This is a genomic window from Mesorhizobium sp. AA22 (assembly GCF_001672375.2).
GTDB classification, from domain to species: Bacteria; Pseudomonadota; Alphaproteobacteria; order Rhizobiales; family Rhizobiaceae; genus Mesorhizobium; species Mesorhizobium wenxiniae.
Window position 1 is genome coordinate 3,732,512 of the sequence record NZ_CP048406.1, and the last position, 24,968, is coordinate 3,757,479.

Genomic DNA, 24,968 nt, shown 5'->3' on the forward strand with positions numbered 1-24,968 from the left:
CCGATGAAGGCAGCATCCAAGTTTCTGAGCGCCGCGTCCGCGGTGGCCCTGTCCGCCGCCCTGGTCGTACCAGGTGCGCTCACAGTGCAGTTCGTTGCCACATCGGCGGCCGAGGCCGCTGTTGTTTCAAGAGTTGAAGTCAGCGGCAATCAGCGTGTCGACGCCGACACGATCCGCAACTACGTCACGATCAAGCCCGGCAAGCCCTTTTCCAGTTCCGATATCGACGATGCGGTCAAGGCGCTGTTCGGCACCGGGCTGTTCTCGGACGTCCAGATCAACCAGGTCGGTTCGTCGCTGGTCATCAAGGTTTCCGAATATCAGGTCGTGAACCAGGTGCTGTTCCAGGGCAACAAAAAACTCAAGGACAACGCCCTTGCGACGGCGGTCCAGTTGAAGCCGCGTGGAACGTTCTCGCAGCAGGCGCTCGATGCCGACGTCGAGGCGGTCAAGGCTGCCTACAGGCGTATCGGCCGCGACGACGCCGCCGTGACCACCCAGATCATGGATCTTGGCGACAACCGCGTGAACGTGGTCTTCAACATCAACGAAGGCGGCCGCACGCAGATCGCCGCGATCAATTTCGTCGGCAACAGTGCCTATTCGAGCCGTCGCCTGTCCGACGTCATCTCCACCAAGCGCTCGACCATCCTTTCGTTCGTGCTGCGCGACGACGTCTATGACGAAGATAAGCTGCGCGCCGACGAGGAGCTGCTGCGCCGTTTTTATTACAATCACGGATATGCGGACTTCCAGGTGATTTCCGCGGTCGGCGAACTCGACGAAACCACCAACAAGTACACGGTGACCATCACCGTGCAGGAGGGCGACCGCTACACCTTCGGCGACGTCAGCGTCGAGAGCACGATTCCCGAGGTCGACGCTGCATCGCTGCAGTCGGCGGTCGAAACCCACAAGGGCGACGTCTACAACGCTGAGAACGTCGAAGACACCATCATTGCGTTGACCGAGAGGGTCGCCGGTTCCGGCTATCCCTTCGCCCAGGTGACGCCGCGCGGCGACCGCAATTTCGAGAACCACACCATTTCAGTGGTCTATACGATCGACCAGGGTACCAAGGCCTATGTCGAGCGCATCGACATTCGCGGCAACGACCGGACACGCGACTATGTCATCCGCCGCGAATTTGACGTGAGTGAGGGCGATGCCTTCAACCAGGTTCTCATCCAGCGCGCGAAGAAGCGGCTGGAAGCGCTCGATTATTTTGAAAAAGTCGAAGTTTCCACCGTTCCCGGCTCTGAGCCAGACCAGGTGGTGCTCGTGGTCGACGTGGTCGAAAAATCGACCGGCGAGTTCTCGATTGGCGCTGGCTATTCGACAGGCGGCGACACGTCAGGCCCGTCCGTCGAGGGATCGATCACCGAGCGCAACTTCCTCGGACGCGGCCAGTTCATCAAACTATCGGCGGGCGGCGGCAAGAATTCGCGCGACTACAGCTTCTCCTTCACCGAGCCCTATTTCCTCGGGCGGCGCATTGCCGCCGGTTTCGATATCTTCAACCGGACCAGGGAATACGACGACTATAAGAGCGAGACGCTAGGCGCGACAGTGCGCTTCGGCCTGCCGATCACCGACAACATCTCGACGCAGCTGGCGTACAATATCTCGCAGGAAAAGTATAAGCTCGACGATGACTGCGATCCACTGGCTGGCTGCGACATCTCTCAGGCTGTCCTAAACGGCATTGAGGAAAGCCCATGGCTCAAGTCGTCGGTCAGTCTCGCCCTGGTCTACAACACCATCGACGACATGAAGAACCCGCATGAAGGCATCTTCGCCAACGTCACCACGGAATTCGCCGGTCTCGGCGGCGACGCCAAATTCGTCAAGGTGACCGCGCGCGGCAGCGTCTATCAGACATTGTCGGAGCAGCTTGATCTGGTGGGGGTGATTTCGGGCGGGGCCGGCCATATCCAGGGCTTCGGCAACGACGACCTGCGCATCTTCGATCATTTCCAGAGCAGCGACCGCATGATCCGCGGCTTCGCCTATGGCGGCATCGGTCCGGCGGCCCCAGCACCCAGCGACGACCATCTCGGTGGCACCACCTATTTCAATGCCTCTGCGGAAGCCCAGTTCCCGATGCCGGTCATTCCGGAAAGCTTCGGCCTGCGCGGCGCGGTGTTCGCCGATGCGGCGACGCTCTATGGCAGCCAGATCGAGACTGCACTGGTCGATCAGTCGACGGTCGACATGCAGTGGCGCGCCTCTGTCGGCGTCGGTCTTATGTGGGCGTCGCCCTTTGGCCCGATCCGCATCGACTATGCGATTCCGGTCCTCAAGGAGGACACCGACGAGGTACAGGAATTCAACTTCGGTATATCGACCCGCTTCTGATCGGCGGGCAACGATGCTTCCGGGCCGTTGGCGTCCGGAAGAGAGTGATCCGACACTACAGCGCCGCGCGTCCTCTTGGACGCGCAAAGGACGCTGTAGAACTTTGATTTTGCGCATGATCGTTTCCGAAAATCGATTCCGATTTTCGGGGTCATGCGCTAGCTGGATATAGCTTCTGGAATGACCGATCCGGTGTTCTTCGCGCCATCACGCCGGTATACGGCTGGCGAAGTCGCGAATCTGACCGGCTCGGTGCTTGTTGATTCCGACCTCTCCGATATATCGATCGAAGCCTTGGCGCCGGCAAGCGAAGGCGGCGAGCACGCTCTTGTCTTCGTCGATGGCAGGCGCAACTTCGCGCTGATGCAATCGCTGCGGGCAGCGGCGGTTCTCTGTCCCGCCGAATTTGCCGGCAAAGCGCCGGCGGGCATCGCGGTTTTGGTCCATCCACGCCCGCAACAGGCTTTCGCGATGGTCGGACGCCTTCTTTTTCCGGCGGCTGCGACACCGGCGCCGATGACCGGCGAAACCGGTATCTCGCCGCATGCCCATGTCGATTCATCGGCGCATGTCGAGGCCGGCGCGATCGTCGAGGCCGGCGCGATCATCGGCCCCCGCGCATCTATCGGCAGCGGAACCGTTATCGCTCCTCATGCCGTCATCGGTCCCTCCTGCCAGTTCGGCCGCGACGGCTATGTCGGTCCAGGCGCCAGCATCCAGTACGCGCTTATCGGCAACCGCGTCATCATTCATGGCGGCGCCCGCATCGGCCAGGACGGTTTTGGCTTCGTGGCCGGCGCCAAGGGCCCGGAGCGCGTCCCGCAAATCGGCCGGGTCATTATCCAGGATGACGTCGAGATCGGCTCGAACACCACGGTCGATCGTGGCGCCATGTCCGACACGATCATCGGTCAAGGCACCAAGATCGACAATCTGGTGCAGATCGCTCACAACGTCCGTATCGGCCGCAACTGCATAATCGCCGGCCTTTCGGGTATTTCCGGTTCCGTAACGGTGGGCGACAACGTCACCATGGGTGGCGGTGTCGGCCTTGCAGATCACCTGACCATAGGAACAGGAGCCAAGCTTGCTGCAAGAAGCGGGTTCATGAGCAACGTCCCTGCGGGCGAGATTTGGGGTGGGTACCCAGCGCAGCCCATGGCGGAAGCCATGCGGGAGATCGCGGCTCTGCGAAGACTGGCCAGGGCGCGCAAATCCGGCGACGGAGGGAAGAACTGAGATGGTGGCGGCGACGACGCTCGAGGCGGTCGACATATTGGGGTTGATGAAGCTCCTGCCGCATCGCTATCCGTTCCTGATGATCGACCGCATCATCGACATCGATGGCGACGAGTCCGCTATAGGCATCAAGAACGTGACCATAAACGAGCCGCATTTCCAGGGTCATTTCCCGGATCAGCCGGTCATGCCGGGCGTGCTGATCGTCGAGGCGATGGCGCAGACGGCCGGCGCCATCTGCATCCGCAGCCATGGCACCGAAAAACCGTCGCTGGTCTATTTCCTGACCATCGACAATGCCAAATTCCGTAAACCGGTCGTTCCCGGCGACCAGTTGAAGATCCATGTGAAGAAAATCAAGAAACGTGGCAACCTTCTCAAATTCGCCTGCGAGGCTCTGGTCGACGGCGTCAAGGCCGCCGAAGCCGAGATCTCGGCGATGATGGTTACGAGCGACTGACGATCGAATGCTTATGAAAATCCAGACAGTCATCCATCCATCGTCGGTCATCGAGGCCGGCGCAAAAATCGGCGAAGGCGTCCGCGTCGGGCCATTCTGCCACATCAGCGCCGACGCGGTGATCGGCGACCGCGTCGAACTGGTCAGCCACGTCTCGGTGATGGGCGCGACCATCATCGGTGCGTCGACCAAAGTGTATCCGATGGCGACACTGGGCGCGCCGCCGCAGAACACCAAGCACAAGGGCGGCCGCACCACGCTGGTCATCGGCGAGAACTGCACGATCCGCGAAGGCGTGACCATGCACCTCGGCACCGATTCCAGCCGCGGCGAGACGACGATTGGCGACAACGGCAACTTCCTTGCCTACGCCCACATCGCCCATGACTGCATCGTCGGCAAGAATGCCACCTTCGCCAATCAGGCGACGCTGGGCGGCCATTGCGAGATCGGCGACAACGTCTATATCGGTGGCCTCACCGCTGTTCATCAGTTTGTCCGCGTCGGCGACAACGCCTTTCTCGGCGGTTGCTCGGCAATCGTCGGGGATGTCATTCCCTACGCCATCGCCGTCGGCAATCGCGCCAGCCTTCGCGGCCTCAACATCATCGGCCTGAAGCGCGCGGGCCTGCCGCGCTCCGAGATCCATACGCTGCGCAAGGCCTACAGGACGATCTTCGATCGCTCCCGAACCGTCGGCGAAAACGTCGAGTTCGCCAAGGCGGAATTCGCCTCGTCACCGACCGCCATGAAAATCATCGATTTCATCGCCAGTCGCGGCAAGCGGCATTATGCCGTCCCGTCGCTCAAGGCTGGCGACGGCGACGATGCAGATGACGAAGATTGAGGCCACTCGGACGGGCCTTGATCTCGCGCCAGACTCCAAGGTCGGCATCATTGCCGGCGGCGGCAGTCTGCCGGTCGAAGTCGCCAGGGCGCTTGGTGGGCAAGGTAAGTCTCCCTTCGTGGTAATCGTGGCGGGCGAGGTCGACCGCATATCCGATTTCGACGCCTACGAGCAGGCGACGTTGAGGCTGGAGGATGTCGGCTCACTGCTGCCGACGCTCAAAAATCATCATGTTACCCATTTGGTGACAGCGGGCCATATCACGCGCCGTCCCCGGCTGAGCGCCATGCGCCTCAATCTCGGCCTGCTCGCCTGGGTGCCCAGCCTTCTTATCGGTGTAACCCAAGGCGACGACACGGTGCTGAAACTGTTCGTGCGGAGGATCGAGCGCAGCGGCATCAACGTTGTCGGCGCCCATGAGATCGTGCCGGAATTGGTCGCTGCCGAAGGCGCGCTGACCAAGGCTATGCCGCGGAAATCCGATTGGCGCGACATCGAAGCGGCGCATACGGCGGCAAAGGCCATCGGCGCGCTGGATATCGGCCAGGCGGCTGTTGCGATCGGCGGCCGCGCCATCGCGCTGGAGGGCGTCGAGGGCACTGACGGATTGCTCGATCGAACAAGGCAGTTGCGCGACCATGGCAGGCTGGCCGGCAGAACGCGCGGCGTCCTGGTCAAATGCGCCAAGCCCGGCCAGGAGTTGCGCGCCGACCTGCCCTCCATCGGCCCGCAGACGGTCGAGGCGGCGCATGCCGCCGGACTTGCCGGCATTGCCATCGAAGCCGGCCGCTCGCTGGTTCTGGAAGGCCCTACCGTCGTTGCCCGCGCCAATGCGCTCGGCCTATTCGTGATCGGCCTGCCTGCTGCGGAGCCGATGCATGGCGACTAAGAAACCGCTGAAGATCGCCATCGTCGCCGGCGAGGAATCCGGCGACCTGCTTGGCGCCGACATCGTAGCGTCGCTCAAGCGCGCGACTGGCCGCGAGGTCCGGCTCGTCGGCATCGGCGGCCGGCATTTGCAGGCGCTCGGCCTCACGCCGCTCTTCGACGGCGGGGAGATCGCGCTGATGGGCCTGAGCGCCATCCTGCGCGACCTGCCGCGCCTGATGCGACGGATCAGCCAGACGGCCGACGCGGTCGCCGGTGAAAAGCCCGACTGCCTCATCACCATCGACAGCCCAGATTTTTCGCTGCGCGTGGCGAAGAAGGTGCGTGCCGCGGATACGGCAATCCCGATCATCCACTATGTCTGCCCGAGCGTCTGGGCGTGGCGGCCGGGCAGGGCGGAAGCGATGAAACCGTATGTCGATCATATCCTCTGCATCCTGCCTTTCGAGGTGAAGGAGCTCGCCCGCCTCGGCGGCCCGCCCGGCACCTATGTCGGCCATCGCCTTATGCACGATCCGGGCGTGCTCGGCGCTGCCAAGGCGCAAAGCCTGCCGCGCGACCTGTCCGAGGATCGTGTGAAGACACTGCTTGTGCTGCCCGGCTCGCGTCGCGGTGAGGTGCGACGGCTGGTTGGCCCGTTCGGCAAGACGATCTCGATCCTACGCGCACGCGGACACCGCTTGCGCCTGCTGTTGCCGACGGTGCCGCATGTCGCCGACCTAGTCAGGGCTTCGGTGGCAAGCTGGGACGAGAAGCCGGAGATCATCCTTGATACCGAACGCAAATGGCAGGCCTTCGGCAAGGCCGATGCAGCGCTGATCGCATCGGGAACGGTGTCGCTGGAACTGGCGCTGTCGGGCGTGCCGATGATCTCCTGCTACCGGCTCGATCCGGTCATGCGGATTGCCCAGCGCCTGATCACCGTATGGAGCGCCGCCTTGCCCAATCTCATCGCCGATCGCCCGATCGTGCCGGAAAGCTACAACGAATATGTGCGGCCGCACTATCTGGCGCGGCAGTTGGAGGCGCTTTTTTCCGACACCCCCTATCGCGCATGGCAGAAGGACGGTTTTGCCGAGGTGGCCAGACGCATGGCCGTTGATGAACCTTCCGGCGATATCGCTGCGGGGGTCGTGATGAAATACATCAAAGGGTGAGTAGTGAGTAGTGAAGATAGCAGAGCACCGCTCGGCGTCTAGAATTCCTATTTACTAATCACTACTCACTTCTTCTATTCACCGTTTAGCAATCGGCACGTAGTCGCGTTCCGGCGCACCTGTATAGAGCTGGCGCGGGCGACCGATCTTCTGGTGCGGATCCTCGATCATCTCTTTCCACTGCGCGATCCAGCCGACGGTACGGGCGACCGCGAACAGCACGGTGAACATGGTGGTGGGGAAGCCCAGCGCCTTCAGCGTGATGCCGGAATAGAAATCGACGTTCGGATAAAGCTTCTTCTCGATGAAATAGGAGTCGGTCAGCGCGATCTTTTCCAGTTCCATGGCGATGTCGAGCAGCGGATCATCCTTGATGCCGAGTTCGCCCAAAACCTCATGTGCGGTCTTCTGCATGATCTTGGCGCGCGGATCGTAGTTCTTGTAGACGCGGTGGCCAAAGCCCATCAACCGGAACGGATCGTTCTTGTCCTTGGCGCGGGCGATGAATTCCGGGATGTGGTCGACATGGCCGATCTCGCCCAGCATGTTCAAGGCCGCCTCGTTGGCGCCGCCATGAGCCGGTCCCCACAGGCAGGCGATGCCGGCGGCGATGCAGGCAAACGGGTTGGCGCCCGACGAGCCGGCGAGGCGAACGGTCGAGGTCGAGGCGTTCTGCTCGTGATCGGCATGCAGGATGAAGATGCGCTCCATCGCACGCGCCAGCACCGGATTGATCTTGTATTCCTCACACGGCACGGCAAAGCACATATGTAGGAAGTTGGCCGCGAAATTCAGCTCGTTCTTCGGGTAAATGAAGGGCTGGCCGATGTGGTACTTATAAGCCATCGCCGCGATCGTCGGCATCTTGGCGATCAGCCGCATCGACGCGACCATGCGCTGGTAGGGGTCCGAGATGTCGGTGGAATCGTGATAGAAGGCTGACAGCGCGCCGACCACGCCGCACATCACCGCCATCGGGTGCGCGTCGCGGCGAAAGCCGGTGAAGAAGCGCGACATCTGCTCGTGCACCATGGTGTGGCGCGTCACCCGGTAGTCGAAATCGTCCTTCTGCGCCTTGGTCGGCAATTCGCCGTAGAGCAAGAGGTAGCAGACTTCGAGGAAGTCGCCATGCTCGGCCAACTGGTCGATCGGATAGCCGCGATGCAAAAGGATGCCGGCATCGCCATCGATGAAGGTGATTTCCGACTCGCAGCTTGCCGTCGAAGTGAAGCCGGGATCATAAGTGAACGCCCCGGTGGTGCTGTAAAGCGAGCCGATATCGATGACGTCCGGTCCGACCGAGCCGCTTCGCACCTTGAGCTCGTGAGTTTTGCCGCCGAATTCAAGTTTCGCAGTCGACGCGTGGGTTTTGCCGCCAAATTCCATTTTTGTCGCAGCTTCGGACATTGCAAACTCCTTTAGGTTTTCTCAGTGCCGGCAAAGGCGAAATATCTGCAACGCAACACGTCGAAAGCACCGGAGTTCGCGCGTTTGCGCCCGCAATTGGATTTGCGTGCCAAATTGGGCCAAGATCTAATGTTGCACTGCGAAACCCACCTTTCAATGCCAATCTTCTTGGGCCAGTTTTGCTAATCGATTTGATCCGCGACGCGCGCCAGGCTTTCCTCGCGGCCAAGTACGGCAAGCACGTCGAACACGCCCGGCGAGGTGCTTTTGCCGGTGAGCGCGGCGCGCAAGGGTTGGGCCACAGCGCCGAGCTTATGGCCGCCGGCCACCGCATATTCCCGGATCGCAGCCTCCGCTGCTTGGGCCGTCCAGTCGCCTGAAATCGCCTTCAGCGCCGCATGAGCACCCCGCAGGATCTCGCGCGCATCACCGCCGAGCAGCGCCGCCGCCTTCTCGTCGATCCGCAGCGGCCGCTCGGCAAACAGGAAGGCGGCACCGTCGGCCAGCTCGACCAGTGTCTTGGCTCGCTCCTTTAAGCCGGGCAGGGCGGCGAGCAACTGCGCCTTGCGCGTGTCGTCGAGGCGCGCTGCGATCGCCGGGCCGCCTTCCAGATAGGGCAAAGTGGCGATGAAGATATCGAGCAATTCGGCGTCGTTCATGCGGCGCATATGCACGCCGTTCAGCGCCTCGAGCTTGGCGAAGTCGAAGCGGGCGGCCCCCTTGTTGACGTCGCCGATGTCGAACCAGGCAATCATGGCGGCGATCGACATGACCTCGTCGTCGCCGTGGCTCCAGCCAAGGCGCGCCAGGTAGTTGAGCAGTGCCTCAGGCAGGTAGCCCATGGCACGATAGGCTTCGACGCCTAGCGCACCGTGCCGCTTGGACAGCTTGGCGCCGTCGGCGCCATGGATCAGCGGGATATGCGACATCGACGGCACGTCCCAGTCCATGGCTCGATAGATCACCATCTGGCGGGCGGCATTGGTCAGATGGTCGTCGCCGCGGATGATGTGGGTGATGCCCATGTCATGGTCGTCGACGACGACGGCATGCATATAGGTCGGATTGCCGTCCGAGCGCAGGATGATGAAATCGTCGAGATCCTTGTTGGGGAAGCGGACTTCGCCCTGCACGCGGTCATGCACCACCGTCTCGCCGCCGGCCGGCGCCTTGATGCGGATCGCGCCCTTGGCGCCGGCCGGCGCCTCCGACGGGTCGCGGTTGCGCCAGCGGCCGTCATAGCGAGGAGGCAGCCCCTTGGCACGCGCGCTCTCGCGCATCGCCTCCAGCTCGGCCGGCGTCGCATAGCAGTAATAGGCTTTGCCGAGCCGCACCAGCTCCTCGGCGACCGCGCGGTGGCGCGGCGCGCGCTCGAGCTGCGATACCGGCTCGCCATCCCAGGTGAGGCCGAGCCAGGCGAGCCCATCGAGAATGGCAGCGGTTGCCGCATCGGTCGAACGCTCGCGATCGGTGTCCTCGATGCGCAGCAGCATCTTGCCGCTAGTGTGTTTCGCATAGAGCCAGTTGAACAGCGCCGTGCGCGCCCCGCCAATATGCAGGAAGCCGGTGGGCGAGGGGGCAAAACGGGTGACGACCTTGTCGGACATGGAACTCTCAGGCAAGCGCAGGAAACGGATGTGGTTGCACGGACTTTCGCGCGTCGCGCGTTCATGTAGCATAGGAGGTCAAGGGCGCAAGGGGCAGACCCGATGGCTGGACCAGGCCGGGGCGTGGACGAGAGCGAGGGCGCGATCGCAAGCGTCAGCGAACGATCGCTGTTTGCCGACGTTCCTCATGCCGAGCCGCTACCCGCTTTGCTGCCTGCATCGCACCCGGTTGCCCAGCCTCTTTCGCCGGACCGCTCCGCGCCAATACCGGCTCCACAACCGGGGCCCGTCATTCGTTTCCGCCGACAGCTCAGCCATCTTTCACCATCCGGTATCCGCAACAGCGTGGCCTCGGCAGCCGGCCTGGAACTCGACCGCGGCGTCGCCTTCCTGCTGGTGCCGGTTTTTCTGGCGTGCGGGGTGATCGTCTATTTTTCGCTTACTGTCGAACCGGACTTTCCGCAGCCCATTGCCGTCGTGGTCCTCACGGCATTGTGTGCGGCTGTCACCCGCTCATGGCGCAAGACGCATCTGTGCTTCATGGCAGCGTTGCTGTGCGCACTCGGTGTTCTCGCCGCCAAGGTTGAAACCTGGCGCGCGGGAACGCAGATGCTCGGTTCGGAAATCCAGACCCAGCTCACCGGCCGTGTCGTTAGGCTCGATCAGATGGCGAACGGCCGGATCAGGCTGACCATCGACGTGATGTCGACCGCCCGGCCGACACTGCGTTATGCACCGGGACGTGTCAGGGTTTCGGCACGCAAAATTCCCGCTGAGATGACTGCAGGCTCGGTGGCAACCGGTTATGTGCGGCTTTTGCCTCCGACTGGCCCAGTTAGGCCGGACAGTTATGACTTCTCCTTTGACAGCTATTTCGCCGGTATCGGTGCCAGTGGCTTTTTCCTCGGCGATCCGAAGATCGTCGTTTCCGAGGATGTGCCGTTCGCCGCGCGCCTTTCTTCCTCGATCGAAAAGGCGCGCGAAAACATTGCCGACCATATCAGGGACAGCATTGGTGGCGCCGAGGGGGAGATTGCCGCCGCACTGATCATCGGCGTGCGTGCCGGCATTCCCGAAGAGATAAACGAATCGATGCGGCGCACCGGCATCTACCACATCATCTCGATTTCCGGCCTGCACATGGCGCTTGTCGCCGGCACGATTATGGGATTGCTGCGCGGCGCCTTTGCGCTGTTTCCCGATTTTTCGTCACGCCGGCCGGTCAAGAAATATGCGGCTGCTGCCGCACTCCTTTCCATCGCTGCCTATCTCATTTTTTCCGGTATCGTGGTCGCGGCTGAACGCAGCTTCATCATGCTGGCGGTAATGCTTGTCGCCGTGCTGTTCGACCGAGCGGCACTTACCATGCGCAATCTGACGATTTCTGCCATCGCCGTCATCGTCGTGGCGCCGCACGAGGTGGTCGGCCCAAGCTTCCAGATGTCCTTCGCCGCGACTGCTGCTCTCGTGGGCGCCTATGCCGGCTGGTCCGACTATCGTGCCGACAGGGCCACGGCGCCGCCACAGCGACGGTCGCCGGTCGCTTTCGTCACGCGAAAACTCGCAGCTGGGACAGGTACCATCGCAATGACCTCCATCATTGCCGGCAGCGCCACTGCGCTCTTCGCCATCTGGCACTTCCAGCGCGTATCGCCGCTTAGCCTGTTCGCCAATCTGGCGGTCATGCCAATCGTCACGGTCGTCATGTTCCTGGCCGTCCTCAGCGCTCTGGCAATGCCTTTCGGCTTCGACGGACCTTTCCTCTACATGATGGGCAAGGGACTGACGGCCATGATCGCAATATCGGGATGGATTTCCGAGCGGTCGCCGGTCGATGCAGTCGGGCTGATCTCGTTGCAGTCGGTTCTGCTGGTGACGGTCGCCCTGGTCATCGCTACGATGGCGACGACATGGTTGCGGCTTGCGGCACTTCCCTTTGCGCTCGCCGGCCTGCTGACGATTTCCGACACGCGCGCCCCCGATGTGCTGATTTCGGAAGATGCGCATCTGGTGGCGCTGCCGATCGGCGGCGGCGAACTTGCCGTCAACCGGGTGCGTTCGAACGAATTCACCACCGACAACTGGAAACATGCGCTGGTTTCAGCGACCATTGTCGAGCCGGAGACATTCGAAAAAGGAGACGTGCGGTTCGACATCGCCGACCCGGCCGACCTGCCGCCTGGAGCGCCCTTCTACTGCACTGCCGGCCTGTGCCTCGCCCGGCACCCGTCCGGCGCGATCATCGCACTCGCCGACGACCGCAAAACCGCACGGCCAGCCTGTGCCTTGCGGATTTGATCGTCATCGACGATGCCACAGCCTATTATAATCCCTGCCGCAATCCGCTGGTTCTCGTCGTCACCAAACGGCAGCTCGCTCGCATGGGCAGTGCCGCCGTCTTCTTCGATCCGCTATCAGCGACGACGCGCGCAGAAATCCGTTTTGCCGTCAGACAGCCATATAGGCCCTGGCACGAGCAGCGGAGATTTTCGCGCGAGGCGAGGGGCTTGCCGCCATACCGCAGGGCCGAGAAACCCAAGAAGCCTGCCGCTCAGTAACGCCGGATCAGTCCGACGAGCTTGCCTTGCACCTTGACCCGGTCCGGCCCGAAGATGCGCGTCTCATAGGCCGGATTGGCGGCTTCCAGTGCAATCGAGGCGCCCTTGCGGCGGAACCGCTTCAGCGTCGCTTCCTCCTCGTCGACCAAGGCAACGATGATCTCGCCAGGCTGGGCGGTGTCGGCGTTGCGGATGATGACCGTGTCGCCGTCGAAAATGCCGGCCTCGATCATCGAATCACCCTTGACCTCCAGTGCGTAGTGCGTGCCGCCGGTGATCATGTCCGGTGGTACCGAGATCGAATGCGTCTGGTGCTGGATGGCGTCGATCGGCACACCGGCAGCGATGCGGCCCATCACCGGTATGGAGATGGTGGCAACGACGTCGTCGTCATTGCCGGCCGCGGGCAGGCGCGAAGGCGCCGGTTTGATCTGTCGTCCGAGGCTGCCCTGCCCAAGGCTGCCCTGAATGACGCTTGGCGAGAATTTGCGCGCCGCATTGAGGCCGGGCGCGATCGAATCGGGCAGGCGCAGCACCTCCAGCGCGCGGGCCCGGTTGGGCAGGCGGCGAATGAAACCGCGCTCCTCCAGCGCCGTGATCAGCCGATGGATTCCCGACTTCGAGGCGAGGTCGAGCGCTTCCTTCATCTCGTCGAACGAGGGCGGAATGCCGCTTTCCTTCAGCCGCTCGTGGATGAACATCAGCAGTTCATGTTGTTTGCGTGTCAGCATCGCGACCCCCAACAGAATCAGAAAAACAAAACCAGAACAAACACTATCTGTTCCAGTTGTGTTCCGCAACCGTTTAAAGTTCAATGAATGTGTTGACGTTTTGTTCAGCGTAGCATCAGCACGCTGCATGCGGCGCCCGTCGCGGCTGGGGGAGCGAATGGCTCGCGCACAATCAGCCCGTTGGCGTCGGCCAGCATTTTGAGCATCGAGGAATCCTGGACGCCGAACGGGGTCGCCAGTGGCGTGCCGGCTTCTTCCTTCACCACCGCGCGTACATAGTCCTGCCTGAGATCGTTGGCCGGCATGGTGGCGCCGAGCCGCGCCTGACGCATGTCCTGCCGGAAGGCGCGGCCGCCGAGCCGCGCAAGCAGCGGCTTCAGAAAGAGCTGCGTGCAGACCAGGCTCGCCACCGGATTGCCAGGCAGGCCGATGCAGCGGGTGTCGCCCAGCCGCCCGAACATCAACGGCTTGCCGGGCCGCATGGCGATTTTCCAGAAATCGAGCGTCATGCCTTCACCGGTCAGCACGTCATGGACCAGGTCATGGTCGCCGACCGAGGCGCCGCCCAGCGTGACAATGACATCGGCGCCTGCGTCGACCGCTTGTTTCACCAGCGTGGCGATCGCCTCCTTGCGGTCGGGGGCGATGCCGAGATCGAGCGCGCTGGCGCCGACCGAGCGGGCCGCGGCGGCGACGCCATAGGCATTGGACGAGATGATCTGGTCGGGGCCAAGGTCGCTGCCCGGCGGCAGCAATTCGTCGCCGGTGGCGATGATGGCGATCAGCGGCCGTTTCACCACGCTGACCTGCGGGTGGTTGGCCGAAGCCGCCAGCGACAATGCCGCCGGATCAAGCGGGCGGCCTTTCTCCAGCAGGACGTCGCCCTTCGAGAAATCGAGCCCGAGGCGGCGGATGTTGCGGCCTTCAACCGTCGACGCGGTCACTTCGACGCTGCCGCCGCCGAGATCCCTGGCATTCTCCTGGATAACGATGGTGTCGGCGCCTGCAGGAAGCGGCGCGCCGGTGAAGATGCGCACGGCCTGCGCCCGGCCGACTGTTCCGGCAAAGCCGCGTCCGGCCGGCGCCATGCCGATCACCGAAAGTCTTGCAGGCACGGACGCGACGTCCTCGGCCCGCACGGCATAGCCGTCCATGGCGGACGCGTTGAACGGCGGCTGGGTGCGGAGCGCCAGAAGCGGCTCCGCCAGCACGCGGTCGGCGGCGTCCATCAGGGCGACGCATTCAGCCTGCAAGGGCGCAGCATCCTCAAGCAGGCGCTCGAGCGCCTCGGCGACCGGAAGCAGTGCCATTATTGGCCTGCCCCCTTGGCGTCCGCCTTGTAGTCGCCGGATTTGCCGCCGGTCTTTTCCACCAGCCTGATGCCCGAGATCACCATGGCGCGGTCAACCGCCTTGGCCATGTCATAGATGGTCAGGCAGGCGACCGAGACGGCGGTCAGCGCTTCCATCTCGACGCCGGTCTTACCTGCGACGCGGGCCAGCGCCGTGACCTTCAGGCCTGGCAGCGTCGCGTCCGGTTCGATGTCAACGGATATCTTGGTCAACAGCAGCGGATGGCAGAGCGGGATCAGCTCATGCGTCCTCTTGGCCGCCATGATGCCGGCGATGCGCCCCGTGCCCAGCACGTCGCCCTTCTTGGCATCGCCGTCGAGAATCATCTTCAGCGTTTCGGGCCGCATCGCGACAAGACCTTCGGCGATTGCCGTGCGCGTCGTCTCCGCCTTGTCGCCGACATCGACCATATTGGCTTCGCCTTTCGGGCCAAGATGGGTGAGGGCGGCCGTCATCGTCAGTCAGTCTTAGAGCGACGTGCGTCCGTTTGGACGCGCAAAGTACGCTCTAGCACTTTGAATCTATGCATCGTGCTCTCCGAAAATCGATTCCGATTTTCGGGCCGATGCAATGGCGGGAACCTTGCCCGTCAAAAGCAGGCGCGTCGCAGTGGCCACATTCTGTTGCCGCATCAAGCTCTCGCCGACGAGGAACGTATCGATGTCGCTCAGTTCCAGCCTGCGGCAGTCTTCGTGCGAGAAAATACCGCTCTCGCTGACCAGCAGGCGGTCTGCCGGCACCATCTTCGCGAGCCGCTCCGAGGTCTCGATGCTGGTTTCGAACGTCCGGAGATTGCGGTTGTTGATGCCGATCAGCCGCGACGACAGTTTCAGCGCGCGTTCCGTCTCGGCCTCGTCATGCACTTCGACCAGTGCGTCCATGCCGAGTTCGAACGCTGTCGTTTCGAGTTCGCTGGCCACGGCGTCATCGACGCTCGCCATGATGATCAGGATGGCATCCGCGCCCCACGCACGGGCTTCGAACACCTGATACGGCTCGAACAGAAAATCCTTCCGCAAAGCGGGCAATGTCACGGCGTTGCGCGCATCGGTGAGGAATTCAGGCGCGCCCTGGAAGGACGGCGCGTCGGTCAGCACCGAAAGGCAGGCAGCACCACCTTTCGCATAGGCCCTGGCCAATGCCGGCGGATCGAAATCGGCGCGGATCAGGCCCTTGGACGGGCTCGCCTTCTTGATCTCGGCGATCAGCGCGAAGCTGCCGGATTTGCGCTTGGCTTCAAGAGCCGAGAGAAAGCCGCGCGCTGCATCGGTGTCCTTCGCCCGCGCCTTGATCTCGGCAAGCGGCACGCGCGCCTTCGCCGCAGCGATCTCGTCGCGCTTGTAGGCTTCGATCTTGCGCAGGATATCAGACACGGCTCTATCCATTCGAAATCTCGACCAGCCGGTCGAGCACTTTCAGCGACCGGCCGCTGTCGATGGATTGCGCTGCCGTCGCCATGCCGTCGGCAAGCGTCGTCGCCTTGCCCGCCACCACCAGTCCGGCGCCGGCGTTCATCAGCACTGTATCACGAAAGGCGCCGGCAGCGCCGCCCAGCATATCGCGCAGCGCCTGGGCGTTGTAGGCGGCGTCGCCGCCGCGCAACTCGTCCTTGGTGTGCCGCTTCAGCCCGACCGCTTCCGGGGTCAGTGAAAAGCTGCGGATTTCGCCGCCGACCAGTTCGGCCACTTGGGTCTCACCGGTGGTGGTGATCTCGTCATAGCCGTCGCCATGGGCGACCCAGGCGTGGTCGGCGCCCAGCGCCTTCAGCGTCTCGGCCACCGGCATGATCCATTCAGGCAAGAAGACGCCGACCATCTGCCGGCTCACACTGGCCGGATTGGAGAGCGGGCCAAGCAGGTTGAAGATGGTGCGGGTGCCGAGCTCGACGCGGATCGGGCCGACATGCTTCATCGCCGGATGATGCGCCGGCGCGAACATGAAGCCGACGCCTGTGTCGTGGATACAGCGGCCGATCGTTTCCGGCGGGATATCGATCTTGACGCCGAGCGCGGTCAGCACGTCGGCGGCGCCGGTCTGCGAGGATAGTCCGCGATTGCCGTGCTTGGCCACCGGCACGCCGCAGGCGGCGATGACGAAGGCGGATGCGGTCGATATGTTGACGCTGTGCGAATTGTCGCCGCCGGTGCCGACGATGTCGATCGCGTCAGCGGGCGCGTCGACGCGCAGCATCTTGGCGCGCATGGTGGCGACGGCGCCGGAAATCTCGCTCACCGTCTCGCCGCGCACGCGCAGCGCCATCAGGAAGCCGCCGATCTGGCCGGGCGTAGCGTCGCCCGACATGATGATGTCGAAGGCCTCGCGCGCCTCCTCGAAGGAAAGGGAGTTGCCGGTCGCGACCTTGGCGATATGGGTCTTGAGCGCGCTCATCTGGTCAGGGCTTGGGCAACGGCGGTTTGATCGATGCGAACGTCGTACTGCGTCTGCAGCTGCGCCACCAGCTGGTCGAGCAGGTCGTCGGACATGCCGGCGGTGAACGATTTCTGCGCGTCGTCCGGCACCGAGCTGGCGTCGGCTCCGGCAGGTTCGAAGACTTCGGCGATCTTGAACAGGATCTGTCCGTCGCCGGTGGGCGAAGGGATCAATCCGGTCCCGCCTTCGCCTTCGCCGAACATCGCAGCCGCCCCTTCCTTGCCGAAATCGACGTCGTCCGCCTCGCGCTTGACGCCGCGCTTGGTCTGCTTCTCAAGCTTGAGCTCGCTCGCGATCACGTCGAGCGTGGCGCCGGCCTTGAGACGCTTTTCGAGCTCGTCCGCTTTTGCAGTGAGCCGCTTGGTCGTTTCCGCCGCCGTCCAGTCGGCTACCGCCTTCTGTCGGACTTCATCCAGCGTGCGGTCGCGGGCCGGCGTGATCGACTCCACCTCGTAGAACACGAAGCCGTTGTCGGCGGTGGTGAGGTCGGGATTCTCGGTGCCCGGTTCGGCGTCGAACACCGCCTTGATGAGTTCCGGCGATTCCGGCAGGTCCTTGACGATGGTGCCGTCCGGCCTCAGGCCGGTGCGATCGATCGCGTCGATGGTGACGACCTTCAGCTTCAGTTTTTCGGCCGCTTGCTTGAGCGTGCTGCCCGAAGCGCGGATATCTTCGTAATTGTCGTGCACATCCAACAGAATGCGGCTTGCCTCGCCCAGCGCCAGATCCCTGCGGATATCTGCGGACACTTCGGCCAGCGGCTTCACCACTTCGGGCTTGATGTCGGTGACGCGCAGCAGCACCGGACCGAAGGCGCCCTGAACGACCGGACTTACTTCGTTGACATTAAGCGCAAACGCCGCATCCGCCACTGCCTTGTCGGCGATCTTGTCCTTGGACAGCGTGCCGAGCAGCGTGTCGGCTTGCGTCTTGCCCTCGGCGACGACGATCTTGTCGAAGGTAGCGCCGGTCTTGAGTGAATCGAGCGCGGCCTTCGCGGCATCAGGCGTTTTGAACACGAGCTGTTCGATGGTGCGCGTTTCGGGCGTGGTGTAGCGCCCCTTGTTCTTGTTGTAGTCGTCGCTGACCTGTTGGTCGGTCACGGCACTCGGATCCATGATGTCTTGCGGCTCGAGCCTGACATAGGAGAATTTTCGGTATTCGGGCGCCGCATAGGTCTTCTTGCTTTCCTCGAAATAGGCCGAAAGCGCAGTGTCGGATGGCGCTTCAATCGGCTCGACCAGCGATTTCGGCAAGGTCACATACTCGATGGTGCGGTCTTCGCCACGATAGAGCGCGACTGCCTTCAAGAAAGTATCCGGAGCCTTGAGGCCGTCCGAAACCGCGTCGACAATCTGCTGGCGCACAGCCACCTGGGCGCGATTCCTCAGATAGTCTTCCGGCCGCATGCCGACCTGTTGCAGTATGTATTCGAACGTCCTCCGGTCGAAGGTGCCGCCAGGACCCTTGAAAGCTGGGTCTTCATGCGTGAGTTGGGCCAGCCGGTCCTTGGACAACCCAAGCCCGAGCTTGCGCGCCTGCTCATCGAGGACTGCACCCGACACGAGTTGCGCCAGCACCTGGTTATCGAGGCCGAGCGCCGTCGCCTGCTCGCGGCTGATGCGCTGGCCGAATTGCTGCGACATCACGCTGATCTGGCGATCATAGGCGAGGCGATACTCGTTGATTGACACTTTGGTGCCTCCGGCCGTGATAACGGCATCGTGGCCCGCAAAACCACCGACCATCTGGCCGGAAATGCCCCAGACGGCAAAGCTCAACACCAACAATATCAGCAGCGCCTTCGCGACCCAGGTCCCGGCCGCGTTTCTCAAGATACTAAGCATGGTCACTTCCGATTTTTGGCGCATTTTCGCATGCGCCGAGTTTGAAACAAGCGCAATAGCGTCCTTCCGGCCCACTGTCGATTGCTTTGTGGGCTGAGTTTGGTAGTGAGGACGCAGCCGAATATTGCCCGGAGAAGCAAATCCCATGACGCTAGGAATCCGCCCGCTGGTCGCAGGCAACTGGAAAATGAACGGCACCAGCGCCTCGCTCAACGAACTCAGGATGATCGGCAACGGCTTCATGAGCGGGCTCGATGCGGAGACCGAAGCGCTGGTCTGTGTTCCGGCGACGCTACTCGCGCACGCCGCAGAGATTTTGTCGCGCACGCCGGTCCGGGCCGGGGGCGAGGATTGCCACACGAAGGAGAGCGGCGCCCATACCGGCTGCATTTCGGCCGAGATGCTGAAGGATGCGGGCGCTAGCTACGTCATCGTCGGCCATTCCGAACGTCGCGCCGATCACTATGAGGACGACGCCATTGTTCAGGCCAAGGCGTCCGCCGCGTGGCGCGCCGGGCTGATAGCCATCATCTGCATCGGCGAGACGAGAGCCGAGCGCGAGGCGGGCGCGACGCTCGATGTGCTGTCGCGCCAGGTCGCCGGCTCGGTGCCGCCCAACGCCACGGCGTCGAACACCGTTATAGCCTATGAGCCGGTATGGGCGATCGGCACAGGACTGACGCCGACCGCCGCCGACGTTGCTGAGGCGCATGCGCATATTCGCGAAAAACTGTCGGAAAAGCTTGGCAGCGCGGCGGCGAAGATGCGCATCCTCTATGGCGGCTCGGTCAAGCCGTCGAACGCGGTCGAACTGCTCGGCGTGAAAAATGTCGACGGCGCGCTGGTCGGCGGCGCCAGTCTGAAAGCGGCGGACTTTCTCGGTATCGCCGAAGCCTATCGAAATATCTCGTAGCATCGAAAGGCTATCGGGGCACTTTGGATAGGCTGTGCCGCAGCGGGAAATCGTTGCAAAGGGCGCACTGCTTCCCATATTCCGGCCACGGGCTTGGAAATGCCATCAAAGCATTGTATTGACCCGCCTCCAAATCACCGGCCGTATCCGCGGCCGCGCAAGGCTTTGCCAGGGTAAGCTATGGAAACCGTTCTGATCGTCGTCCACCTCATGGTCGTGCTCGCTCTTGTCGGCGTGGTGCTGCTGCAGCGCTCCGAAGGCGGCGGCCTCGGCATTGGCGGCGGCTCGGGCTTCATGACCGCGCGCGGCGCGGCCAACGCGCTGACGCGGGCGACGGCGATCCTGGCGGCGGCTTTCTTCGCCACCTCGCTGACATTGTCGATCGTCGCGCGTTATGGCGAGAAGCCAATCGATATTCTCGATCGTGTGCCTGTGACTAACGGCGGGGGCGGCGTGCTCAACCAGTTGCCTGGCACCACGGCGCCGACACCACCTTCCGGCAATACAGCGCCAACGCCGCCTTCCGGCAATGATGCTGCAGCCCCGGCTCCCGCTGCACCGCCTGCGGCGGATTCGACCACGCCGCCGGCCACAAACGGCGTCACCCAGCCAGTAACGCCGCAGGTTCCGAACCAGTAACCAGCAGACGTCCGGCGCCGCGATCTGTTGTTGTTTGAACACAGTCGCGGCAAATGCCGCACGATCCCGAGGATTCGACCGGGCACGGCACGACAGGGCGCTTGAGGCGTCTTCGATTAATCGATTATAGATTGCGCGCGGCACTTTCGGCGTCCTTGGGGGACGCCGGGCGACGCCGTGGGCAACAAGCATTGAACGATCGGATCTTCGCCATGCAGCTTCGCAGCTTCATATTAGCCGGCCTTTGTGCCGTGCTCAGCCTTGGTGGGCCCGCTTACGCGGCCATGCCGGCGGGTAATTCGGCCTCTAAAACCGCAGTAACAACTGACGTCGTCAACGTCGCCGCCAAAAGCGATACGGCGCAGCTAAGGCTCCTCAAGAAGAAGAAAAATCCGACCGCGGACGATCTGGCCCAAATCGGCAAGATCGAAGCCAAGATTGCGGCCGACAAAGAGGCCGCTCGAGCCAAGGCGCTCGAGGCCAGGAAGCTGGCGATGCGCGAGGCGGCCAAAGCCAAGGCCGACGCGGAACGGCAGGCGTTCCTTGCCAAGAAGAGCCTTGCCAAGAAGGATAAGTCCGCTGCCCAGCTGGCCGACGGAAAGCCGGCTAAGAAGACCGTCAAGATCATCGAACCCATTGCACTGATCCAGTCGGCCGAGCCGGTTTCCGCCGAGGCCATGAACGTCGCGTTGACCGGCAACAACGGTGAATTGCGCAGCGAGCCGGTTGGACAGAAGCCGCAGAGCGTCGGGCTGTTCGCCGGTCTGTTCGGCGGCACGTCCTCGTCGATGTCGCTGCTCCCCGAGACCCGCGCTCTCGATGCCGCACTCGCCAGGAAGGAAGCCAAGAAGCAGTTCAAGGTGAAGCCGGAGTTCGTGCCGCAAGAGGTCGAATTCACCGGCTACAGTCCCGGCACCATCGTTATCGATACCAGCGCGCGCCGCCTCTATCTCGTCGAATCCTCATGGACCGCCCGCCGTTATGCGATCGCGGTCGGTCGTGACGGCCTGCAGTTCAAGGGCACGGTCGCGGTCGGCGACAAGCAGGAATGGCCGCGCTGGATCCCGACACTCGAGATGCAGAAGCGTGAACCGAAGAATTATGGCCGGTACAAGGACGGGATGCCCGGCGGCGGCGAAAATCCGCTCGGCGCGCGCGCCATCTATCTCTACGACGGCAAGAAAGACACCCATCTGCGCATTCACGGCACCATCGCGCCGCAGTCGATCGGAACGAGCGCCTCCAATGGCTGCTTCCGCATGATCAACGAGCACGTCATGGACCTTTACCGCCGGGTGAAAGTGGGCACCAAGGTAGTCATCATCTGACGACTTAACGGACTATTCCAAAGGGCCGGTCTCGCCGGCCCTTTTGTTTTGGTTCGAGCATCAGCAGGGCGCCTTCTTGGGAAAAAGCCTTCGCGGCGGTTTTTTCTCTGGCGGAATCAATTCGGCCGCGTTAAGCGATGACTCCCATGGCGCGATATGTATTTATCACAGGCGGCGTGGTTTCCTCACTCGGAAAAGGCATCGCTGCAGCGGCCCTTGGGGCTCTCTTGCAGGCGCGAGGCTATCGCGCGCGCATAAAGAAGCTCGATCCCTATCTCAATGTCGATCCCGGCACGATGTCGCCATACCAGCATGGCGAAGTCTTCGTGACCGACGACGGCGCCGAGACCGATCTCGATCTTGGCCATTATGAGCGCTTCACCGGCCGCTCGGCCAACCAGCAGGACAACATCACCACAGGCCGCATCTACAAGAACATCATCGAGCGGGAGCGGCGCGGCGACTATCTTGGCGCCACCGTGCAAGTGATTCCGCACGTCACCGACGAGATCAAGAACTTCATTCTCAACGGCAATGACGACTATGACTTCGTGCTGTGCGAGATCGGCGGTACGGTCGGCGACATCGAGGCGATGCCGTTCCTGGAGGCGATCCGCCAGCTCGGCAACGATCTGCCGCGCAACAACGCCGTCTACGTGCACCTGACGCTGATGCCCTACATTCCAACGGCGGGCGAATTGAAGACCAAGCCGACCCAGCATTCGGTCAAGGAATTGCGCGGCATCGGCATTGCGCCCGACATTCTGCTGGTCCGCGCCGACCGCCCCATCCCCAGGGAAGAGCGCCGCAAACTGTCGCTGTTCTGCAATGTCCGCGAGAGCGCGGTCATTCAGGCACTCGACGTCCCGCACATCTATGACGTGCCGATGGCCTATCACAATGAAGGGCTGGATTCGGAGGTGCTGGCCGCTTTCGGCATCGATCCGGCGCCGAAGCCGCGCATGGAGCGCTGGCAAGCGGTGTCCAACCGCATTCACAATCCGGAAGGCGAGGTGACCATCGCCGTCGTCGGCAAGTATACCGGCCTCAAGGACGCGTACAAATCGCTGATCGAGGCGCTGTCGCATGGCGGCCTCGCCAACCACGTCAAGGTCAAGCTCGACTGGATTGAGAGCGAGATTTTCGAGAAGGAAGATCCGGCGCCGTGGCTGGAAAAGGTCCACGGGATTCTGGTCCCCGGCGGCTTTGGCGAGCGCGGCGCTGAAGGCAAGATCCTGGCGGCGAAGTTCGCCCGCGAGCGAAAAGTGCCATATTTCGGCATCTGCTTCGGCATGCAGATGGCTTGCATCGAAGCAGCGCGCTCGCTGGCCGGCGTCGAGCATGCCTCGTCGACCGAATTCGGTCCGACCGAGGAACCGGTCGTCGGCCTGATGACCGAATGGCTGAAAGGCAACATGCTGGAGAAGCGCAGGGAAACTGGCGACCTCGGCGGCACCATGCGGCTCGGCGCCTATCGGGCTGACCTCACCAGGGGTTCGAAAATCGCCGACATCTACGGTGACACGCAGATTTCCGAGCGCCACCGCCACCGCTATGAGGTTAATGTCGACTACAAGGAGCGGCTCGAGGATTGCGGCCTGGTCTTTGCCGGCATGTCGCCCGACGGCGTGCTGCCGGAAACGGTCGAATACCCCGACCATCCCTGGTTCATCGGCGTGCAGTATCATCCCGAGCTGAAAAGCCGGCCACTCGACCCGCACCCGCTGTTTGCCAGCTTCATAGAGGCCGCGGTGGAACAGTCGCGGCTGGTCTAGGCTGCCACCGGCCGTCATGCAAACTTACGTCGCTCTGCTTTACAGCATCGTTCTGGGCGAGGGGCGACGTCTCGTCATGTCCGATCTCAGGGCCATGACAGAAGGCTTGGGGCTGTACAACCCGCGCACGCTGGTGGCCACCGGCAATCTGGTCTTCGAGACGAAAGAGACAGAAATTGCCGCGCTGGAGCGCCGGTTGGAGACGACGTTCGAAAAGACCTTCGGCCGCCATGTCGACATCATCGTGCGCCGCGCGGATGACTGGTTGAAGCTTGCGGCCGGCAATCCGTTTCCCGCCGAATCGGCTGCCGCGGCGGATCAGGTAGCGGTGCGCGTGATGCGCAAGCCCGTTCCCGCTGAGGCCCTCGCGGCGCTGGAGGCCTATGTCGGCAACGATGAGCGAATGCAGGCCGTCGGCGGCGACATCTGGATCTTCTTTTCCCGCGAGACGCCAAGTTCGCGGTTGCTTGCGGCGACAAGCCATAAACGTCTCGGTGTCGGCACATCCCGCAACTGGAACACAGTGCGCAAATTGGCGGAGATGGTCGGCGGGTAGGCTTCTCCTTCCCACAAGCTAGGGGAGGAGGGGACAATTATGTCATGCCTTCGCCGTCCCGACTCCGGCGGAACTCGCCGTTTCCCTGTAGAGAGCCTCGACGCGAGGGAACCGGCAACCGCTTGGTTTGCCGGCTTTGGCCTATAGGCATTCGATGAAAGCCGCGCTTATCGGCGCACAACGGTTCGTCGCACCCTTGTCACGTTTGGTGATTCGATTTCGGTCGAACGATATGAGAGACTTCGTCTTGGCCCGGCCTCATTTTTTAGCATCGGGCCCTGTTTGCCGGAACCAAGTGGTCAGCCGTAAATTCAACAAGGTTCGATCAGGCACGTAGCGATCGACCGGGAGGAAACGATGGATCGCCTGCAATTCTTTACGCCTGTGCGGATTTCGCGCGGGCAGGAAAGCCCTGCCGAAGAAATTTATAGTGTAGCCGAAGCGATGGGGTTCTTGCGTAAATGGCCAATAGGCCGGCGTGGGCCAGTCTACCAGTGCGCGGTGAATTGCTGCTCTGCGGCTCTGGCGGGCCGGATGTCGGCAGAAGAAGCAAGGAAGGCTTTTGCGGGCTTCGCCCGAATCACACGCTTGCTCGACGACGACATGACACTGCCGATGGGCGGCGAAAATGTTGATAGCGTGCATGCGCTGAGGCGATGAACGTTCATATTGCACCCCGCCATGAACGCGGTGCCTGCGGCAACGTCACAGCACCTCGACTGAGGCAGCGAACACGCAGCCAGCGCCGCGCTCGGTGACAACGAGCTTCGGCTCGCTCGGGTTGACCTCAAGCTTGCGGCGCAGTCGCAATATCTGCACGTCGATACTGCGGTCGAACACCTCTTCGTCGAGAATCCTGCTGGCGGCGAGCAGCTC

General features: G+C 62.6%; 21 protein-coding genes and 1 pseudogene. 13 read left to right on the plus strand and 9 right to left on the minus strand.

The window, feature by feature from the left end:
• The first annotated feature begins 3 nt into the window (after window positions 1-3).
• From bamA to lpxB, 6 genes are all read left to right on the plus strand, one after another.
• Complete coding sequence (bamA, locus tag A9K68_RS18025; RefSeq protein ID WP_065009585.1) at window positions 4-2,358, plus strand: outer membrane protein assembly factor BamA; 2,355 nt, start codon at window positions 4-6, stop codon at window positions 2,356-2,358.
• A 180-nt stretch (window positions 2,359-2,538) separates the two neighbouring features.
• Entirely contained in the window at window positions 2,539-3,597 is a 1,059-nt protein-coding gene (lpxD, locus tag A9K68_RS18030) for a UDP-3-O-(3-hydroxymyristoyl)glucosamine N-acyltransferase (RefSeq protein WP_065009586.1), read from the plus strand.
• Window position 3,598: 1 nt separating this feature from the next.
• On the plus strand, window positions 3,599-4,057 hold the full coding sequence (gene fabZ, locus A9K68_RS18035; RefSeq protein WP_065009587.1) for a 3-hydroxyacyl-ACP dehydratase FabZ: 459 nt from the start codon (window positions 3,599-3,601) through the stop codon (window positions 4,055-4,057).
• Window positions 4,058-4,070: 13 nt separating this feature from the next.
• On the plus strand, window positions 4,071-4,904 hold the full coding sequence (gene lpxA, locus A9K68_RS18040; RefSeq protein WP_065009648.1) for an acyl-ACP--UDP-N-acetylglucosamine O-acyltransferase: 834 nt from the start codon (window positions 4,071-4,073) through the stop codon (window positions 4,902-4,904).
• The gene (lpxI, locus tag A9K68_RS18045; protein WP_065009588.1) at window positions 4,891-5,793 is read left to right on the plus strand and encodes a UDP-2,3-diacylglucosamine diphosphatase LpxI; all 903 of its coding nucleotides are present in this window, start codon (window positions 4,891-4,893) and stop codon (window positions 5,791-5,793) included. The genes lpxA and lpxI overlap by 14 nt, the downstream gene beginning before the upstream one ends.
• The gene (lpxB, locus tag A9K68_RS18050; RefSeq protein WP_065009589.1) at window positions 5,783-6,949 is read left to right on the plus strand and encodes a lipid-A-disaccharide synthase; all 1,167 of its coding nucleotides are present in this window, start codon (window positions 5,783-5,785) and stop codon (window positions 6,947-6,949) included. Before lpxI ends, lpxB begins: the two co-directional genes overlap by 11 nt.
• A 78-nt stretch (window positions 6,950-7,027) precedes the next feature.
• Here the strand turns inward: lpxB and gltA are convergent, their stop codons facing one another.
• Together gltA and gltX are read right to left on the minus strand one after the other, a co-directional pair.
• The gene (gltA, locus tag A9K68_RS18055) at window positions 7,028-8,356 is read right to left on the minus strand and encodes a citrate synthase (RefSeq protein WP_065009590.1); all 1,329 of its coding nucleotides are present in this window, start codon (window positions 8,354-8,356) and stop codon (window positions 7,028-7,030) included.
• 182 nt (window positions 8,357-8,538) lie between these two features.
• Complete coding sequence (gene gltX / locus A9K68_RS18060; RefSeq protein WP_065009591.1) at window positions 8,539-9,963, minus strand: glutamate--tRNA ligase; 1,425 nt, start codon at window positions 9,961-9,963, stop codon at window positions 8,539-8,541.
• Between the two features lie 102 nt (window positions 9,964-10,065).
• On the opposite strand from gltX, the pseudogene A9K68_RS18065 reads away from it, so the two are divergent.
• Window positions 10,066-12,521 (plus strand): annotated as a pseudogene (locus A9K68_RS18065) (ComEC/Rec2 family competence protein).
• On the opposite strand, the gene lexA reads toward A9K68_RS18065, so the two are convergent.
• The 6 genes from lexA to A9K68_RS18095 all read right to left on the minus strand — a co-directional run bounded on the left by lexA (window position 12,515) and on the right by A9K68_RS18095 (window position 18,881).
• A complete protein-coding gene (gene lexA / locus A9K68_RS18070; RefSeq protein ID WP_065009592.1) occupies window positions 12,515-13,252 on the minus strand; it encodes a transcriptional repressor LexA in 738 nt (245 codons plus the stop codon). The pseudogene A9K68_RS18065 and the gene lexA overlap by 7 nt on opposite strands.
• 104 nt (window positions 13,253-13,356) lie before the next feature.
• The gene (glp, locus tag A9K68_RS18075; protein WP_065009593.1) at window positions 13,357-14,562 is read right to left on the minus strand and encodes a gephyrin-like molybdotransferase Glp; all 1,206 of its coding nucleotides are present in this window, start codon (window positions 14,560-14,562) and stop codon (window positions 13,357-13,359) included.
• On the minus strand, window positions 14,562-15,059 hold the full coding sequence (gene moaC, locus A9K68_RS18080) for a cyclic pyranopterin monophosphate synthase MoaC (protein ID WP_065009594.1): 498 nt from the start codon (window positions 15,057-15,059) through the stop codon (window positions 14,562-14,564). Before moaC ends, glp begins: the two co-directional genes overlap by 1 nt.
• Before the next feature lie 66 nt (window positions 15,060-15,125).
• Complete coding sequence (gene trpC / locus A9K68_RS18085) at window positions 15,126-15,977, minus strand: indole-3-glycerol phosphate synthase TrpC (RefSeq protein WP_065009650.1); 852 nt, start codon at window positions 15,975-15,977, stop codon at window positions 15,126-15,128.
• 4 nt (window positions 15,978-15,981) lie between these two features.
• Window positions 15,982-16,992, minus strand: coding sequence for an anthranilate phosphoribosyltransferase (gene trpD / locus A9K68_RS18090; RefSeq protein WP_065009595.1), 1,011 nt, complete (start codon window positions 16,990-16,992; stop codon window positions 15,982-15,984).
• A complete protein-coding gene (locus A9K68_RS18095) occupies window positions 16,989-18,881 on the minus strand; it encodes a SurA N-terminal domain-containing protein (protein ID WP_065009649.1) in 1,893 nt (630 codons plus the stop codon). Before A9K68_RS18095 ends, trpD begins: the two co-directional genes overlap by 4 nt.
• 145 nt (window positions 18,882-19,026) lie before the next feature.
• Between A9K68_RS18095 and tpiA the strand changes: the two genes are divergently transcribed.
• The 6 genes from tpiA to A9K68_RS18125 all read left to right on the plus strand — a co-directional run bounded on the left by tpiA (window position 19,027) and on the right by A9K68_RS18125 (window position 24,752).
• Window positions 19,027-19,794 carry a triose-phosphate isomerase gene (gene tpiA / locus A9K68_RS18100; protein ID WP_065009596.1) on the plus strand — a complete coding sequence of 256 codons (768 nt, stop codon included), beginning with the start codon at window positions 19,027-19,029 and terminating at the stop codon, window positions 19,792-19,794.
• A gap of 180 nt (window positions 19,795-19,974) precedes the next feature.
• Window positions 19,975-20,433, plus strand: a complete 459-nt coding sequence (gene secG, locus A9K68_RS18105) for a preprotein translocase subunit SecG (protein WP_065009597.1) — start codon at window positions 19,975-19,977, stop codon at window positions 20,431-20,433.
• A 212-nt stretch (window positions 20,434-20,645) separates the two neighbouring features.
• Entirely contained in the window at window positions 20,646-21,761 is a 1,116-nt protein-coding gene (locus A9K68_RS18110) for a L,D-transpeptidase (RefSeq protein WP_065009651.1), read from the plus strand.
• Between the two features lie 146 nt (window positions 21,762-21,907).
• A complete protein-coding gene (locus A9K68_RS18115; protein ID WP_065009598.1) occupies window positions 21,908-23,536 on the plus strand; it encodes a CTP synthase in 1,629 nt (542 codons plus the stop codon).
• 16 nt (window positions 23,537-23,552) lie between these two features.
• Complete coding sequence (locus tag A9K68_RS18120; protein WP_065009599.1) at window positions 23,553-24,092, plus strand: DUF1697 domain-containing protein; 540 nt, start codon at window positions 23,553-23,555, stop codon at window positions 24,090-24,092.
• Window positions 24,093-24,449: 357 nt separating this feature from the next.
• Window positions 24,450-24,752 carry a DUF982 domain-containing protein gene (locus tag A9K68_RS18125; RefSeq protein ID WP_065009600.1) on the plus strand — a complete coding sequence of 101 codons (303 nt, stop codon included), beginning with the start codon at window positions 24,450-24,452 and terminating at the stop codon, window positions 24,750-24,752.
• Window positions 24,753-24,797: 45 nt separating this feature from the next.
• Here A9K68_RS18125 and A9K68_RS32320 read toward each other — a convergent pair whose 3' ends face one another.
• On the minus strand, window positions 24,798-24,932 hold the full coding sequence (locus A9K68_RS32320) for a winged helix-turn-helix domain-containing protein (protein ID WP_281409480.1): 135 nt from the start codon (window positions 24,930-24,932) through the stop codon (window positions 24,798-24,800).
• Window positions 24,933-24,968 lie beyond the last annotated feature (36 nt).

Excerpts from the sequence above, each read along its gene's own strand:
- gltA (WP_065009590.1), bottom strand. The coding sequence starts at position 8,356 with ATGTCCGAAGCTGCGACAAAAATGGAATTTGGCGGCAAAACCCACGCG.
- fabZ (WP_065009587.1), top strand. The coding sequence starts at position 3,599 with ATGGTGGCGGCGACGACGCTCGAGGCGGTCGACATATTGGGGTTGATG.
- lpxA (WP_065009648.1), top strand. The coding sequence starts at position 4,071 with ATGAAAATCCAGACAGTCATCCATCCATCGTCGGTCATCGAGGCCGGC.
- A9K68_RS18125 (WP_065009600.1), top strand. The coding sequence starts at position 24,450 with ATGGATCGCCTGCAATTCTTTACGCCTGTGCGGATTTCGCGCGGGCAG.
- lpxB (WP_065009589.1), top strand. The coding sequence starts at position 5,783 with ATGGCGACTAAGAAACCGCTGAAGATCGCCATCGTCGCCGGCGAGGAA.
- gltX (WP_065009591.1), bottom strand. The coding sequence starts at position 9,963 with ATGTCCGACAAGGTCGTCACCCGTTTTGCCCCCTCGCCCACCGGCTTC.
- moaC (WP_065009594.1), bottom strand. The coding sequence starts at position 15,059 with ATGACGGCCGCCCTCACCCATCTTGGCCCGAAAGGCGAAGCCAATATG.
- lpxD (WP_065009586.1), top strand. The coding sequence starts at position 2,539 with ATGACCGATCCGGTGTTCTTCGCGCCATCACGCCGGTATACGGCTGGC.
- lpxI (WP_065009588.1), top strand. The coding sequence starts at position 4,891 with ATGACGAAGATTGAGGCCACTCGGACGGGCCTTGATCTCGCGCCAGAC.
- bamA (WP_065009585.1), top strand. The coding sequence starts at position 4 with ATGAAGGCAGCATCCAAGTTTCTGAGCGCCGCGTCCGCGGTGGCCCTG.
- glp (WP_065009593.1), bottom strand. The coding sequence starts at position 14,562 with ATGGCACTGCTTCCGGTCGCCGAGGCGCTCGAGCGCCTGCTTGAGGAT.
- A9K68_RS18120 (WP_065009599.1), top strand. The coding sequence starts at position 23,553 with ATGCAAACTTACGTCGCTCTGCTTTACAGCATCGTTCTGGGCGAGGGG.
- secG (WP_065009597.1), top strand. The coding sequence starts at position 19,975 with ATGGAAACCGTTCTGATCGTCGTCCACCTCATGGTCGTGCTCGCTCTT.
- A9K68_RS18115 (WP_065009598.1), top strand. The coding sequence starts at position 21,908 with ATGGCGCGATATGTATTTATCACAGGCGGCGTGGTTTCCTCACTCGGA.
- A9K68_RS18110 (WP_065009651.1), top strand. The coding sequence starts at position 20,646 with ATGCAGCTTCGCAGCTTCATATTAGCCGGCCTTTGTGCCGTGCTCAGC.
- trpD (WP_065009595.1), bottom strand. The coding sequence starts at position 16,992 with ATGAGCGCGCTCAAGACCCATATCGCCAAGGTCGCGACCGGCAACTCC.
- tpiA (WP_065009596.1), top strand. The coding sequence starts at position 19,027 with ATGACGCTAGGAATCCGCCCGCTGGTCGCAGGCAACTGGAAAATGAAC.
- A9K68_RS18095 (WP_065009649.1), bottom strand. The coding sequence starts at position 18,881 with ATGCTTAGTATCTTGAGAAACGCGGCCGGGACCTGGGTCGCGAAGGCG.
- lexA (WP_065009592.1), bottom strand. The coding sequence starts at position 13,252 with ATGCTGACACGCAAACAACATGAACTGCTGATGTTCATCCACGAGCGG.